Here is a 15,170-nt window from a genome sequence, read left to right on the forward strand (position 1 = left end):
GGGGTAGCGTGCCTACCGGGAAGCCGCGTATTGCCGCTTCTGTGAGATCTCGAAGGAGCAGCGAGGGTGTCGGTACTGCTGTTCGGCGTGTCGCACCGCAGCGCGCCGGTGTCGGTCCTGGAGAAGCTGGCGATCACCGAGACCGATCGGCCCAAGGTCCTCGCCCAGCTCATGGAGTCACCGCACATCGATGAGGCCATGGTGGTCACCACCTGCAACCGGGTCGAGATCTACGCCGTCGTCGAGGCCTTCCACCCCGCGCTCGAAGCCGTCTCCGACGTCCTGTCCGCCCGCTCCGGGCTGACCATCAACGAGCTCAGTAAGCACGCCTTCGTGCGCTACTCCGAGGCCGCCGTACAGCACCTGTTCTCCGTGGCCTCCGGCCTGGACTCGATGGTGGTCGGTGAGCAGCAGATCCTCGGCCAGATCCGCGGCGCCTACGCCGCCTCCGACGAGCACCAGGTGGCCGGACGGGTCATCCACGACCTCGCTCAGCGCGCGCTGCACGTGGGCAAGCGCGTACACACCGATACCGGTATCGACAGGGCCGGTGCCTCCGTCGTCTCGGTGGCACTCGATCGCGCCCAGGCCGTGCTCGGCCCGCAGGGTGGTGCGGTCGGCCGTGCCGTCGTGGTCGGCGCCGGCGCCATGGGCGGCCTCGCCGTCGCGCACCTGGCGCGTGCCGGGGCCCGCGAGGTCAGCGTCGCCAACCGAACCTCGGACAAGGCGCAGCGGCTCGCGCAGACCGCTCTGGACGCCGGTCTCGACGGTGCCCGGGCGGTCCCGATGGACGGCCTGATCGACGCCCTCGCCGACGCCGACGTGCTGATCGCCTGTACCGGCGCGGTCGGCGCAGTGGTCAGCCTGGCCGATGTGCATTCGGCGCTGGCGCGGCGCACCGTCGGCACCGATCTCGTGGTGTGCGATCTGGGCCTGCCCCGCGATGTCGACCCGGCCGTGGCCGGGCTGCCGGGTGTGGCCGTGATCGATATCGAGACCCTCTCCCGTGAGCCCGGCACCCAGGCCGCCGAGGAGGACGCGGAGAAGGCCCGCCGGATCGTCTCCGACGAGCTCTCCGAGTACCTGTCCGCGCAGCGTTCCGCGGAGGTCACCCCCACCGTCACGGCGCTGCGTCGGCGCGCCGCCGAGGTCGTGGAAGCCGAACTGCTGCGCCTGGATTCGCGCTTGCCGGGCCTGGAGAACACCGACCGCGACGAGGTCGCGCAGACGGTGCGCCGCGTCGTCGACAAGCTGCTGCACGCGCCGACGGTGCGGGTCAAGCAGCTCGCCGCGACACCGGGCGGTGACTCCTACGCCGAGGCGCTGCGCGAACTATTCGAACTGAAACCGGGCGCCACCGGCGCCGTGTCGTCCACCGAAGGAACCGAAGACCGAAGTGTCTGAAGTGACAGCACCCACCACTGCTCGCACGACCGCCGATCCGATCCGCATCGGCACCCGGGGATCGCTCCTGGCGACCACCCAGGCGGGAACCGTGCGTGACGCCCTGATCGCCGCCGGGCACCCCGCTGAGCTGGTGATCGTGACCACGCCGGGCGACCTGAGCTCGGACCCGGTGGAGAAGATCGGCGTCGGCGTGTTCACGTCCGCGCTGCGCGACGCCCTCGCCGCAGGTGAGGTGGACGTGGCCGTGCACTCCTACAAGGACCTCCCGACGGCCCCGGACGAGCGCCTGGCGCTCGCCGCCGTCCCCGCCCGCGAGGATCCCCGCGATGCGCTGGTCGCACGCGACGGCCTGGTACTCGGTGAACTGCCGGCCGGGTCGGTCGTGGGTACCTCCAGCCCGCGCAGGGGCACGCAGCTTACCGCACTGGGTCTGGGTTTGGAAATCCGCCCCCTACGAGGCAATCTTGATTCTCGGTTACGCAAAGTAGCGGACGGCGAACTCGATGCGATCGTGGTCGCTCTCGCCGGACTCAAGCGGATCGATCGCCACAACGAGGTGACCGAAGCGCTCGACCCGGTGCAGATGCTCCCGGCGCCCGCTCAGGGTGCACTCGCAGTGGAGTGCCGTCGCGACGATGCGGAACTGCATTCCGTGCTCTCCGGGCTGGACGATCCGGTCACGCGCGCGGCGGTCACCGCCGAGCGTGCCCTGCTCGCCGAACTGGAAGCCGGATGCACCGCACCCGTCGGTGCGATCGCGGAGGTCGTCGAATCCCTCGACGACGACGGTCGGATCTTCGAGGAGCTGTCTTTGCGCGGCATCGCGCTAGCGGCAGACGGCTCCGATTCGGTCCGCGCTTCCGTGGTCGGCCCGGTGGGCGAGGCCGGCGCGTTGGGCATCGCGCTGGCACGGGAGCTGCTCGACCTGGGCGCGCGCGACCTGCTCGCGTAGCGCCCGCAACTACTGGGAGCCGATACATGAGCCGCACTGCACAGTCCGCGAAGGCCGCCACGGCAGCCGAGAACGACGCGGTGACCACCCGCGTCGCCGCGAAGCCGAACAAGCCCGCTCGGGGCCGTTCGGTGGCGCCGGGGCGGATCACATTCGTGGGCTCCGGACCGGGCGATCCGGGACTGCTCACCCTGCGTGCAGAGCAGACTATCGCGGGCGCCCGCACCGTCTACACCGACCCCGACGTTCCGCAGCCGGTGCTGGACATGGTGGGGAGCGCGCTGCCCGTGGAGCCGATCGAGGCCGACGAGGACGCGACCGCCGTGAAGGGCCGCAAGAACGAGCCCGCCTTCCGCAACCCCGCCTCCGTCTCGCCCGCCCTGGGTGAGCCGGCCGAGGTCGCCAAGACGCTGCTGGCCCAGGCCCGCCACGGTCACGACGTGGTCCGCCTCGTGGCCGGCGATCCGCTCTCCTCCGACGCGGTCCTCGCCGAGGTCAACGCCGTCGCCCGCACCCAGATCGTGTTCGAGATCGTCCCGGGCCTCTCGCCCGCGACGGCCGTGCCCACCTACGCCGGTATGGCGCTGGGGTCGGCGCACACCGAGGCCGACGTCCGCGGTGAGGTGGACTGGGCGGCGCTGGCCGCGGCACCGTCGCCGCTGGTGCTCAGCGCCACCGCCGAGCACCTCGCCGACACCGCCTCCGCGCTGGCCGAGCACGGGCTCGCTCCGCAGACCCCGGTCGCGGTGACCACCGCCGGCTCGACCTGCAAGCAGAAGACCCTCGACGCCACCCTGGCCACCCTCAACGAGGTCGCCGCGGGCCTGACCGGCCCGCTGGTGGTCACCGTCGGCAAGATCGCGGGCCAGCGCGGCAAGCTGTCCTGGTGGGAGTCGCGTGCCCTGTACGGCTGGACGGTGCTGGTGCCCCGCACCAAGGACCAGGCCGCCGACATGTCCAACCGCCTGCGCGGCCACGGCGCCATCCCGATGGAGGTCCCTACCATCGCGGTCGAGCCGCCGCGCAGCCCCGCGCAGATGGAACGCGCGGTCAAGGGCCTGGTGGACGGTCGCTACCAGTGGGTGGTCTTCACCTCCACCAACGCGGTGCGCGCGGTGTGGGAGAAGTTCACCGAGTTCGGCCTCGATGCCCGCGCCTTCTCCGGTGTGAAGATCGCCTGCGTGGGCGAGCAGACCGCCGCCAAGGTCCGCGCCTTCGGCATCGAGCCGGAGCTGCTGCCCACCGGTGAGCAGTCCAGCCTGGGCATGCTCGAGGTCTTCCCGCCCTTCGACGACGTCTTCGACCCGGTCAACCGGGTACTGCTGCCGCGCGCCGATATCGCCACCGAGACCCTCGCCGAGGGCCTGCGCGACCGCGGCTGGGAGATCGACGACGTGACCGCGTACCGCACGGTGCGCGCCGCGCCGCCCGCGGCCTCGACCCGCGAGATGATCAAGACCGGTGATTTCGACGCGGTCTGCTTCACCTCCAGCTCGACGGTGCGCAACCTGGTCGGCATCGCCGGCAAGCCGCACGCCCGGACCATCGTGGCCTGCATCGGACCGAAGACCGCCGAGACCGCGATCGAGTTCGGCCTGCGGGTGGATGTGCAGCCCGAGACCGCGTCGGTCGAGGACCTGGTGCAGGCGCTGGCCGAGCACGCCTCCCGGCTGCGTGCCGAGGGTGCGCTGCCTCCGCCGCGGAAGAAGCCGCGCCGCTCGCGCTCCTAGCGGGAACGTAGAGTGGCGGGTATGAGTTTCCCGCAGGTGCGGCCGCGTCGGCTGCGCTCCACGCCCGCGCTCCGGCGGCTCGTCGCAGAGGTCTCTGTCGAGCCCCGTCAGCTGGTCCTGCCCATGTTCGTGCGTGACGGGATCGACGCCCCGGTGCCGATCTCCTCGATGCCGGGCGTGTACCAGCACACCCTCGATTCGCTGCGCGCCGCCGCCGAGGAGGCGGTCACCGCCGGCGTCGGCGGGTTGATGATCTTCGGGGTTCCCGACGATGCCGACAAGGACGCCGAGGGCAGCGCCGCGTGGAACCCCGACGGCGTGCTCAACCGCGGACTCCGCGCGCTGCGGGACGACCTCGGCGACGGTGCCGTGGTGATGGCCGACACCTGCCTGGACGAGTTCACCTCGCACGGCCACTGCGGTGTGCTCGACGATTCCGGCCGGGTCGACAACGACGCCACCCTGGAGCGTTACGCGCAGATGGCGATCGCCCAGGCCGATGCCGGGGCGCACATGCTCGGACCGTCGGGAATGATGGACGGCCAGATCGGGGTGATCCGTTCGGCCTTGGATTCGGCAGGGCACCAGGACGTCTCGCTGCTGGCGTACACCGCGAAGTACGCCTCGCCGTTCTACGGGCCGTTCCGCGAGGCCGTCGGCTCTTCGCTGCACGGTGATCGCCGCACCTACCAGCAGGATTCGGCGAATCGGCGGGAATCGCTGCGCGAGCTCGAACTCGACCTCGCCGAGGGCGCCGACATCGTGATGGTCAAACCCGCCATGAGCTACCTGGACGTGCTCGCCGATGTGGCCGCAGCGTCACCGGTTCCGGTTGCCGCGTACCAGATCTCAGGGGAGTACGCGATGATCACCGCGGCCGCGCAGAACGGGTGGATCGACCGTGACGCCGCGATCCGCGAGTCCCTGATCTCCATCCGCCGGGCGGGAGCCGATGTGCTGCTGACCTACTGGGCCACCGAAGCGGCGCAATGGCTGGATCGGGGGCAGTGGTGAGCGGACAGTTCCAGCAGGGCCCCGTCTGGCCCGGGCCGGGGCCGCAGCCGCCCACCTGGCCCGCACCGCCGCCGCCTCCGAAGCCGGAACGCGGGCCGCGCCCACCGGATCTCACACTGTCCGTACAGCTGTGGGCCTTCGTGCTGGTGGCCTCAGTGATCTCCCGTGTCGCGCAGGCCGTCTCCGGCCGCGGCTCGGAGGAGGTGCGTCAGCAGTTCGAGGCCGACCGGCGCGGTGACGGATTCATGGCGCGCACCATGCGTGAGGCCTACCCCGACTTCCAGTCCTTCGACACCGCGATCTTCTACACCGCGCTGATGATGACCACCTTCGGCGCGCTGGTGGCCGCGGTGCTGGTGTACCTGATGTGGCGCGGCCAGTCCTGGGCGCGGGTGCTACTGCAGTTCGCCGCCGCATTCGTCCTGGTGCAGGGCGTCTTCGGGTTCTTCTCCGGTGAGGCGCTGATCGCGGTGCCGGCGATCCTGGCGGCGGTTGCGGTGGTGGGTGCGATGATCACCGCCAACAGCCGGGAGGCGCAGGAGTTCTTCAAGCCGGGCTCGAAGGCCCGGGTGTGAACCGGCTGTGACACCGCTGTACACCGAGCCAGGCCCTTCCCGGGGGTGGCTGCTGCTGGTGCCGGTCGCCACCGTCGCCATGATCGCCACGCAGTGGCTGCTGGCCGGCCGCACCTCCGACTGGTGGGTGTGGGTCCTGCTCGGCGTCTGCACCCAGGGCTTCGTGTGGCTGCAGATGACGGCCGGGCGCACGCACGTCTCCGTCGCCCTGACCCCGGAGCAGTTGCGCTGCGGTGAGGAGACGATCCCGGTCGCCGAGATCGCCGAGATCCTGCCCGGAAAGACCCCGGACCACCCGCGGCGCGCCAAACCCGAGGACTACCCCTCGTGGGCCTCCGCTCGGGCGATGGGGCGGTTGCGGTCGGTACCGCGACGCCGCTACGGCATGGGACTGCGGCTGGCCGACGGCTCCGTCGTGCAGGCCTGGGCCCGCAACGACTACGCCCTGCGAGCCGCGCTGGAGCCGCTGCTCACGCGTCCGGACGGTGCCGCGCCGGCGTGATCGCCCCGGTCACCGCCAGGCGGGGCGGGGATCTCCGCCGGCTGCGGCCAGCGCCCGGCGGATCCGCTCGTGCTGACGCTGCGACATCGGTGGCAGTGCCTCCGGGGCGAACCAGGCGATCTCCAGCGATTCATCGTCGGCGACGTGTGCCTCACCGCTGAGGTACCGGCACCGGAACAGCAGCGTCAGGTACTGGGCCGCATCACCGTTCGGGTACTGCACCGGATCGTCGGTCTGCACCGCCACCAGGTCGGTCACCTCCGCGAGCACCCCGGCCTCCTCGGCGATCTCGCGGACGATCGCCTCGGCGGGCTGCTCACCCGGCTCGAGGATGCCGGCGATCGACGCCCACTCGCCGGTGTCGGCGCGCCGGCCCAGCAGCACCCGGCCGGCATCGTCGGTGACCACCGCCGCGACCCCGGGCAGCCAGAGCAGGTCGGTACCGATCTTCTCGCGGATGGTGCGCACGTACTCGGGGATGGGCATGACGCCACCCTACGGCGCGGCCGCTGACCACGCGCGATACCGCCAGGGGGTATTAGTGGAGGGGTGATCCGCGCGATCATGGAGAGAATCGACGAAGGAGTTGGAAGTGGCAGTGGAGAGCACCTACACCGTGACCGGGATGACCTGTGGGCACTGCGCCGCATCGGTGCGCGAGGAGATCTCGGAGATCGACGGCGTGACCGGCGTCGAGGTGAACGTCGAGACCGGCTCCGTCACCGTCGCCAGTGACACCGAACTCACCCGCGAGGCCGTGGACGCCGCGGTGAAGGAAGCCGGTTACAGCCTTCTGTGAGACCCGCCCCGCCGGCACCCGCTACGGTTGAAGCATGTCTGAGCAGGGTTTCGGCGACTTCGAGTTCGAACGCAAATTCTTCCTGCACGCGGTCCCCGAGGAAGCCGCCCTGGACCCGGCGCCCACTCTCATCGTGCAGGCCTACCTGTTCGCCGCCGACGGTTACGCGGTGCGGGTGCGGGTGCAGGGGCCGGCACCGTCGGACCTGTCCGCCGACCCGGGGGTGCTGGTCGATGCGCTCGGCGAGAACGCCACCGGCACCATGGCCGCCAAGGGCCCGGCCGTCGGCGGCACCCGGTACGAGGCCGAACGCGAGCTCGACGCACTGGTCGCCGGGCAGATCGTGCGCCGCGCCGAGCACGTGGTCGCGAAGGTGCGGTACTCGGTGTGGCTGGGTGAGGACGGCTGGGTGGTCGACGACTTCCTCGGGACCAATGCGCCCCTGGTGATGGCCGAGGTCGAACGCGGCGGACCCGTTGTGGATCTGGCGATCCCCGACTTCTGCGTCACCGAGGTCTCCGAGGACGACCGCTTCCGTAACGAGTACCTCGCGCACCTGCCGTTCGGCGGGTGGGCACAGGCCTACGCCCGGGAATTGGCACTGCTCGGTCCCCGGTTCGTGCGCTCGCTGGGCAGCAACCGGCTCGGCGGGCTGTGATTCGCCCGTCGGAGCGCGACCGGAATTCCTACCAGGGGCGGTTGTTCGGTCTGGGCTGATCGCTGTTTACTGAGCGTCGCTGACCAGCCCATCGGAAAGGCCGACGATGATCGACGCTCTGACCCGCTTCGTCACGCGACGCGCCAAGGCCGTGCTGCTTCTGGCCGTGGTGCTGCTCGCGGCCCTCGGCTTCGCCGGCGCCGGTGTGGCCGACAAGCTGCAGGCCGGAGGGTACGTCGACCCCGCCGCCGAGGCGATGCGGACCTACGACCGGCTCAGCGGCGACTTCGGCCGCGGAGGCCTGCCGCTGGTACTGGCGGTGTCCGTCCCCGAGGGCGGTGAGGACGCGGCCACCGGATTCGGCCGCGGCCTGATCGACCGGCTCAAGGCCGATGGGCGCGTGGAGAGCGTGACCGACGGGTTCTCCACACCCACTCCGATGCTGGTCAGCGAGGACCGGCGCACCGTGCTCATCGTCGCCGGAGTGGCCGGCGGCGAGGAGAAGGCTCCGATCAACGCCAAGGCGATCGTCGAGGGCCTGCCCGCACCACCCGCGCCGGTGACGGTGCTGGCCGGCGGCGAGGCGTACAGCTACTCGCAGATCAACGAGCAGTCCTCCCGGGACCTGCTGATCGCCGAGGCGATCGCCATCCCGATCACCTTCCTGGTGCTGGTGTGGGTCTTCGGCGGGCTGGTCGCCGCGGCGATCCCGGTACTGATCGGCATCGCCGCGATCATCGGGACCACCGGCATCCTGCGTGCCTTCACCGCCATCACCGATGTGTCGATCTTCGCGCTGAACCTGACCACCGCCATGGGCCTGGCGCTGGCCATCGACTACACCCTGCTGGTGATCAGCCGCTACCGGGAGGAGGTCGCCGCGGGCGGTGACCGGCACGAGGCGCTGCGCCGCACCATGACCACCGCCGGACGCACCGTGATCTTCTCCGCGGTGATCGTGGGCCTGTCCCTGGCCGCGATGGCGATCTTCCCCATGTACTTCCTGCGCTCGTTCGCCTACGCCGGTGTGGCGGTGGTGACCTTCGCCGCGCTCGCGACGCTGGTGCTCACTCCGGCCGTCCTCACCGTGCTCGGCGACCGGGTCGATGCGCTGCGGATCGGTCGCCGCGGCGGTGACCGCGACCCCCACCGGAGCCTGTTCTACCGGCTCACCCGGCTGGTACTGCGCCGCGCCGTACCGATCGGACTGGCGCTGACCGCGATGCTGCTGGTGCTCGGAACCCCGTTCCTGGGAATCCACTTCGGTTTCCCCGACGACCGGGTGCTTCCGGCGTCGTCGTCCTCGCACCAGGTGGGGGAGAGCCTGCGCTCCGACTTCACCGAGGACGCCTCCGCACAGGTCAGTGTGGTGCTCACCGCCCCGGTGGACGACGGTGCTCTCGCCGACTACGCCGGCCGGCTGTCCGGCGTCGAGGACACCGGGACCGTGGTGGCACCCACCGGCACCTACCGCGGTGGGCAGCGCGTGGCCGACGGCGACCCGACCGCCCGTGCGGGCAACGGCACCGCACTGGTGATGGTGGCCTCGAGACTCGACCCGCTCTCCGAAGCGGCCGTGACACAACTGGACCGGCTGCGCGGGGTGTCCGCACCGGCACCGACCTCCTTCGGCGGCACCACCCAGCTCAACCGGGACTCGGTGGTCTCGATCGTGGACACCCTCCCGACGGTGCTGATCGTGATCGCCGTGACCACCTTCATCCTGCTGTTCCTGCTCACCGGCAGCCTGGTGCTGCCGCTCAAAGCACTCGTGATGAACGTGATCTCACTGTCGGCGGTGTTCGGTGCGTTGGTGGCGATCTTCCAGTGGGGCTGGCTCGACGGTCTCGGCGCCACGGTGACCGGGTCGATCATCGCGAACATGCCGGTGCTCATGTTCTGCATCGCCTTCGGCCTGTCGATGGACTACGAGGTGTTCCTGCTCTCGCGGATCAAGGAGTTCTGGGACCACTCCCCGGTCAAGGACGCCGCGGCCAACGACGAGGCGGTGGCGATGGGCATCACCCGCACCGGCCGGGTGGTCACAGCCGCCGCGCTACTGATGGCGATCGTCTTCGCCGCCATCGGATTCGCCGGAGTGTCGTTCATGAAGATGTTCGGCGTGGGGATGATGATCGCGGTGCTGCTGGACGCCACCGTCATCCGGATGCTGCTGGTCCCGGCGTTCATGCGGGTGGCCGGGGTGTGGAACTGGTGGGCGCCGGCACCGATGCGGCGCCTGCACCAGCGGGTCGGCCTGCGCGAGTCCTAGCGGATCCGGTTACGGTGCGACGCTGTTCGCCGGATCGAGCATCGGCACGTCCAGCGCGACAGCCGGAACACCGAAGGCGTCCACCAGCGAGTCCGCGATCGGACGGGCCTTGGCGCACAACTCGTTCACGCCGCGCCGGATCGCCTTCGCACGCTCCACCGAGACCTGACGGTGCATCAGGTACCAGCCCAGATCGCGCTCCAGCAGTGAGTACACGTACAGGTTGCGCATCAACTTGAGCGCATCACGAGTGGGCCGGTCGGTGACATCGGTGATCAGATCGACGAAGGCCTCCAGCACGATCCGCTCGATGTGTGCCTCGCCCACCTTGATCAGGTGATCCTGCGTGTCGGTGAACACCGCCAGAGGGTCGGCGTCCTCACCGGTCGCGCGGCGCATCCGGGCGGCTGCGGTCCGCAGCAGGTGGTCCTCCCGGTTGCGCAGCAGTCGCAACTGGGTACCGGGGTGGGTGAGTTCGCTCTCCTCTGTGTCCTCGTTCGAATCGTCGAGCAGGGTCTGCACCACCTGCCGGGCGGCGGTCTTCTCCAGCACCACGTCCCGCGCCATCTCGGCGACGAACCGCACCCAGCCCACCGCGTCGAGGCCGCGGACGTCGGCGGCGTACGCGGTGAGCAGTTCCTTGGCCACCAGCTGGGTGAGCACCAGGTTGTCACCCTCGAAGGTGGTGAAGACGTCGATATCGCCGCGCAGCAACGGAAGTCGGTTCTCCGACATGTATCCGGCGCCGCCGCAGGCCTCGCGGGCCGCGCTGATCGCATCCGAGGCCAGCCGGGTGTGGCCGACCTTGATCGCCGCGGCCTTCCCCTCGATCTCCCGCGCGTGATCCGGGTCGACGGTGGCCGGATCCGCGGTCTGCAGATCGTGCATCTCGGAGGTCAGCTCGTTCTGCGCGATGGCGAAGGCGTAGGCCCGCGCCACCAGCGGCAGCAGCCGGCGCTGGTGCGCACGGTAGTCGAGCAGCAACAGCTCGCTGCTGTCGCCGGGGGCGTCGAACTGCCGGCGCACCAGCGCGTACTTGGTGGCCAGCGTGATGCCCAGGCGCCCGGCGGCACCGGCGGCGGCGCCGACGGTGACCCGGCCGCGGATCAGCGTGCCGAGCATGGTGAAGAATCGCTTGCTGTCGGATTCGATGGGGCTGGAGTAGGTTCCGTCCTCAGCGACGTCCGCGTACCGGTTCAGCAGGTCCGCGCGCGGGATCCGCACCCGGTCGAAGACGATGCGACCGTTGTCCACTCCGGGCAGGCCGCCCTTGTAGCCGCAGTCGGAGGTGGTGATGCCGGGCAGATCCGCGCCGTCGGCGTCCCGGATCGGCACCACGAAGCAGTGCACGCCGCGGCTGACCGGCTCCTCACCCGGGCCGCCGGTGATCAGCTGCGCGAACACCGACGCGTACCGGGCGTGCGCGCCCGCGCCGCCGATGTAGTCCTTGCGGGCGCTGGAGGTGGGGGAGTGGATCTCGAACTCGCCGGACTCGGGCAGGTACGTGGCGGTGGTCTCGAGCTGCTGGACGTTCGAGCCGTGGCCGGTCTCGGTCATCGCGAAACAGCCCAGGATGTCGAGGTCGATCAGGCCGCGGATGTACTTCTCGTGGTGGTACGCGGTGCCCAGGTTCTCCACCGCACCGCCGAACAGGCCCCACTGCACACCGGCCTTGACCATCAGCGAGAGATCGCCGTAGCCCAGGGTCTCGATCGCGGTGACCGCGGCGCCGGCGTCGCCGGTACCGCCGTTCTCGGTGCGGAAGCCGTCCGCCGGGAAGCCCAGTGGCACCATCTGCTTCATCTGGCCCAGAACGTACTCGCGGTACTCGTCCAGACTCAGGCCCACCTGCGGCACCACACCGCCGGCCTGGATCTGTTCTCGGACCACCTCCCGGGTGGCGGCCCAGCGGCCGTCCAGCAGGGCGCGGAGCGAGGCGGACAGTTCGGGCGACGATGCCGGCGAGGTCGGAGCACTCATGGTCTTAACCGTACCGAGCCCGGGCGATCCATGCCGGTACCGCGAGGGATTCACCTGGCGTTCGTGCTGGACGCAGCGGTCTCCGTGCGGCCGTCGTCCGTGCCGTGTAACCGGAGACGCGATACCGAGGGTGGCGAATCCGGCAGGGCGCGCGGTCCATCGGCCGGAGATCGACCCCGACAGAATCGTCGAACCGGACCGCGCACTGCGGTTGTAGCTGGGACTTCTCTAGTGGCGGGCGGTCACGAACGCGTCCCAGGCGCGCCGGATCTCCGGCGACGGATCGTGCACGATCCGGTTCCGCTCGTCGATCACCAGCGTGCTGCGGGAGGTGCTGTTGTAGGTGGGCCAGTCGCCGGCCGGGCGGCCGGTGCGGGCGAAGGTGATCCAGTCGCGCTGCATCGAGTCCGAGACCCGCATCGCCACCCGGCGGTCGCCGAGTGCCCCGAAGACCCAGCCGGTGACGCCGTGGTACACCCCGAACACCGCCATCAGTTCACTGGCGTGGGTGGCGCCGTAGCCCAGGGCGTTGAGCGCCTTGGTGGCGAAGTCGTACCGGTAGAAGTAGGTGGGCGCGTACTTCGCGTGCCCCTGCGCGATCCGCACCGACGGTGCCCAGAACATGTGGTCGCCGATCACGCGATTGATCGCCGAGACCCGCGGGAAACCCGGGTAGGCGGCGGTCAGTTCGTCCACCTTCTCCTGCGGCGCACCCAGGGTCCGGGCCACCCGCTCGGCGGTGGGCCGGCCCATCCCGGGCATCTTGGTGAACAGCGTCGCCTCGGTGCGGTTGGTGCCGATGATGAGCGGGACGTTCGCGCCGCGCCCGGCGGCGATCGCCGTCTCCGGAGCCTCCGGGAGGAAGTCACCGTCGACGCTCGGACCGTACGGGACGGTGCCCAGGCGTTCCCCGCTGAGCGCGCCCATCAGCCGGTTGCCGGTGCGGCCCAGCTCCGTCGCGGTGGCGGAGTCGATCTTGTCGATCCCGCCGAGCAGGTCGACGAACCGGGCTCCCCAGCTGCGGGCGGTGGCACCGTCGACGGTCAGTTCCGGCGCCGCGCTCTGCGCGATCGCCCGGTGGAACAGGCCGTGCGCGGCCGGGGTGGCGAGCAGGGTGGTCACGGCGTTACCGCCGGCGCTCTCGCCGAATACGGTGACGTTGTCCGGGTCGCCTCCGAACGCGGTGATGTTGCGCTGCACCCACTCCAGCGCCGCCACCTGATCCCGCAGGCCCAGGTTGGCCTCGATCGGACGCTCCGGGGTGGAGAATGCGGACAGGTCCAGGTAGCCGAGCGCGCCGAGCCGGTAGTTGATCGAGACGAAGACCACGTTGCCGCGGTCGACCAGGGAGTTCCCGTAGTACAGCGGGGTCGCGGAGCTGCCCATCAGGTAGGCGCCGCCGTGGATGAAGACCATCACCGGGCGCGGCACCGGCGACGGCCGCGCCGGGGTGACCACGTTCAGGGTGAGACAGTCCTCACTGGTCAGCTGGTAATCGCGGAAACCGACCAGGGTGTACTTCTTGTTCTGCGGGGCGGCCGGGCCGAAGGCGGTGGCGTCGAGGTCGCCCTCCCACGGCTGCGCGGGCTGCGGGGCGCGGTACCGCAGCGGCCCGACCGGCGGCCGGGCGTACGGCACTCCCCGGTAGGCGTGCACCGGGCCCAGGTCCGTACCGCGCAGCGCACCGGTGTCGACGGTCACCCGCGGAGCGGTGACCGTGCGTTCGAGTTCCGTCGCCGTCATGAGTCTCCATCCTCCGAGGTGGCGGCCGGGCCGTCGTCCACCGCGGTGAGCAGGGCCGCGATGTCACGTTCGAAGGCCCGGACGATCGGCCAGGGATCGGGCACCTGTTGCTTGCAGGCGATCACCCCCAGATTCAGTGTGCCCTCTTGGGAGAAGACCGTCACGTTCAAACCCGCGCCGTGGAACACCGGCCCCAGCGGGTACATCGCGTGGATCCGCGCGCCGAGGAAGTACAGCGGGATGTCCGGACCGGGAACGTTGGAGATCACCAGATTGTAGACCACCGGGTGCAGATCGGGCAGGTTCTTGTCGCCGTAGAGCTTCGCGCCCAGCTGCATGATCGACGACGGGGCGAACTGCGCCCACGAGCGGAGCAGGTTGTCGTCCATCTCGCCGTGGTGATCCTTGGAGGTGGACACCCGGGCGCGGATCGCCTCCAGCCGCTCGACCGGGCCGTCCACATCGGTGGTGAGCCGGGTGAACATGCCGGTGACCTTGTTCGTGCCCTCCACCAGGGTGGCGCCGATCTCCGCCTCGTGCACCGAGACCGGGATCATCGCCACCAGCGGCTGCGGAGGCAGTTCGCCACGGTCGTGCAGGAACTGCCGCATCGCGCCGGAGACGGCGGCCAGCACCACGTCGTTGACCTTCACCCCGAAGTGGTCCTTGATCCGCTTGACGTCCGGCAGCGGGACGGAACAGAAGGCGATCGTCCGGTTGCCGGTGATCGCGCTGTTGAGGGAGGTGCGGGGGGCGCTGAACGGGGCCGGCATCGCCTCCCCGCGCCGCGACCGGTGCCACCATCGCAGTGGCACGGGAAGGGTCCGCGGGAGCAGTGAGACCAGCGACAAGGGGCGCAGCAGAACGTTCTTGGCCCCGTCGGCGGCGAGCTCCAGCACGGACGCCGAGCCGGTGCTGCGGCCCACCATCTCCGGATCCAGCGGCGGCGGTTCCGGGGTCAGCGAACACAGTTGCGCCATCAGGCCCGCCCCGGTGACGCCGTCGACGCAGGCGTGGTGCATACGCATCATCACCGCGATCCGTCCGCTGGGGGACGCCGGGAGCGTAGCGAGCGGGTCCGATCCGCTCGCTACGCCCTCGATCACCCACATCTCCCAGAGCGGGCGGCTGCGGTCGAGCGGCAGTCCGGCGACGTGCGCGCACAGCTCGGCGAGTTCCACCTCGCCGCCGGGCGCGGGGACGGCGACCCGGTGCACGTGCGCCTCGATGTCGAAATCGTCGTCCTCCACCCAGACCGGGTGGTCGAGGTTCATCACCGAATCGTGCAGTTTGCGGCGGAAGGCGGGCATCGCGGTGATCCGCCGGGCCAGTTCGTTGCGCAGGTCCTCGAAGCGGTACCCGCCCTCGACGGTGGCCGGGTCGAGTTCGAGGATGCCGGATACGTGCATCAACTGCGCCCGGGACTCCAGGTACAGGAAGGAGGCGTCCAATCCGCTGAGTCGTTCCAAGGCTCTCTCCTACTGTGCGTCGCGGCCCCGGTTGAAACCTGTTCCACTATAGGTCGCCCGGGTCGGGGG

Annotated in this window: 13 protein-coding genes; 9 read left to right on the forward strand and 4 right to left on the reverse strand. The window is 70.4% G+C overall.

Features of this window, described 5'->3' with window-relative positions:
• The first annotated feature begins 66 nt into the window (after nucleotides 1–66).
• From ACYVHG_RS09395 to ACYVHG_RS09420, 6 genes are read left to right on the forward strand one after another with little or no spacing between them, the layout of a single operon-like run.
• Nucleotides 67–1,404, forward strand: coding sequence for a glutamyl-tRNA reductase (locus ACYVHG_RS09395; RefSeq protein ID WP_461167181.1), 1,338 nt, complete (start codon nucleotides 67–69; stop codon nucleotides 1,402–1,404).
• The gene (gene hemC, locus ACYVHG_RS09400; RefSeq protein ID WP_461167182.1) at nucleotides 1,397–2,359 is read left to right on the forward strand and encodes a hydroxymethylbilane synthase; all 963 of its coding nucleotides are present in this window, start codon (nucleotides 1,397–1,399) and stop codon (nucleotides 2,357–2,359) included. The genes ACYVHG_RS09395 and hemC overlap by 8 nt, the downstream gene beginning before the upstream one ends.
• A gap of 26 nt (nucleotides 2,360–2,385) precedes the next feature.
• Nucleotides 2,386–4,089 carry a bifunctional uroporphyrinogen-III C-methyltransferase/uroporphyrinogen-III synthase gene (locus tag ACYVHG_RS09405; protein ID WP_461167183.1) on the forward strand — a complete coding sequence of 568 codons (1,704 nt, stop codon included), beginning with the start codon at nucleotides 2,386–2,388 and terminating at the stop codon, nucleotides 4,087–4,089.
• Nucleotides 4,090–4,110: 21 nt separating this feature from the next.
• A complete protein-coding gene (hemB, locus tag ACYVHG_RS09410) occupies nucleotides 4,111–5,103 on the forward strand; it encodes a porphobilinogen synthase (protein ID WP_461167184.1) in 993 nt (330 codons plus the stop codon).
• Nucleotides 5,100–5,678: a hypothetical protein gene (locus tag ACYVHG_RS09415; RefSeq protein ID WP_461167185.1), complete on the forward strand. Its 579-nt coding sequence runs from the start codon at nucleotides 5,100–5,102 to the stop codon at nucleotides 5,676–5,678. Before hemB ends, ACYVHG_RS09415 begins: the two co-directional genes overlap by 4 nt.
• A 7-nt stretch (nucleotides 5,679–5,685) precedes the next feature.
• Nucleotides 5,686–6,180, forward strand: a complete 495-nt coding sequence (locus ACYVHG_RS09420; protein WP_461167186.1) for a DUF3093 family protein — start codon at nucleotides 5,686–5,688, stop codon at nucleotides 6,178–6,180.
• 9 nt (nucleotides 6,181–6,189) lie between these two features.
• Here ACYVHG_RS09420 and ACYVHG_RS09425 read toward each other — a convergent pair whose 3' ends face one another.
• Complete coding sequence (locus tag ACYVHG_RS09425; RefSeq protein ID WP_461167187.1) at nucleotides 6,190–6,666, reverse strand: NUDIX hydrolase; 477 nt, start codon at nucleotides 6,664–6,666, stop codon at nucleotides 6,190–6,192.
• A 106-nt stretch (nucleotides 6,667–6,772) separates the two neighbouring features.
• Here ACYVHG_RS09425 and ACYVHG_RS09430 point away from each other — a divergent pair, with 106 nt between their 5' ends.
• The 3 genes from ACYVHG_RS09430 to ACYVHG_RS09440 all read left to right on the forward strand — a co-directional run bounded on the left by ACYVHG_RS09430 (nucleotide 6,773) and on the right by ACYVHG_RS09440 (nucleotide 9,909).
• Nucleotides 6,773–6,979, forward strand: a complete 207-nt coding sequence (locus ACYVHG_RS09430) for a heavy-metal-associated domain-containing protein (protein WP_461167188.1) — start codon at nucleotides 6,773–6,775, stop codon at nucleotides 6,977–6,979.
• A gap of 34 nt (nucleotides 6,980–7,013) precedes the next feature.
• On the forward strand, nucleotides 7,014–7,637 hold the full coding sequence (locus ACYVHG_RS09435) for a CYTH domain-containing protein (protein ID WP_461167189.1): 624 nt from the start codon (nucleotides 7,014–7,016) through the stop codon (nucleotides 7,635–7,637).
• Nucleotides 7,638–7,743: 106 nt separating this feature from the next.
• Entirely contained in the window at nucleotides 7,744–9,909 is a 2,166-nt protein-coding gene (locus tag ACYVHG_RS09440) for an MMPL family transporter (protein WP_461167190.1), read from the forward strand.
• A gap of 9 nt (nucleotides 9,910–9,918) precedes the next feature.
• Here ACYVHG_RS09440 and ACYVHG_RS09445 read toward each other — a convergent pair whose 3' ends face one another.
• From ACYVHG_RS09445 to ACYVHG_RS09455, 3 genes are all read right to left on the reverse strand, one after another.
• Complete coding sequence (locus tag ACYVHG_RS09445) at nucleotides 9,919–11,889, reverse strand: acyl-CoA dehydrogenase family protein (protein ID WP_461167191.1); 1,971 nt, start codon at nucleotides 11,887–11,889, stop codon at nucleotides 9,919–9,921.
• A 228-nt stretch (nucleotides 11,890–12,117) separates the two neighbouring features.
• Nucleotides 12,118–13,632: a carboxylesterase/lipase family protein gene (locus ACYVHG_RS09450; protein WP_461167192.1), complete on the reverse strand. Its 1,515-nt coding sequence runs from the start codon at nucleotides 13,630–13,632 to the stop codon at nucleotides 12,118–12,120.
• Complete coding sequence (locus ACYVHG_RS09455) at nucleotides 13,629–15,101, reverse strand: WS/DGAT/MGAT family O-acyltransferase (RefSeq protein ID WP_461167193.1); 1,473 nt, start codon at nucleotides 15,099–15,101, stop codon at nucleotides 13,629–13,631. Before ACYVHG_RS09455 ends, ACYVHG_RS09450 begins: the two co-directional genes overlap by 4 nt.
• Nucleotides 15,102–15,170: the final 69 nt, after the last annotated feature.

The organism is Tsukamurella serpentis, assembly GCF_054780975.1.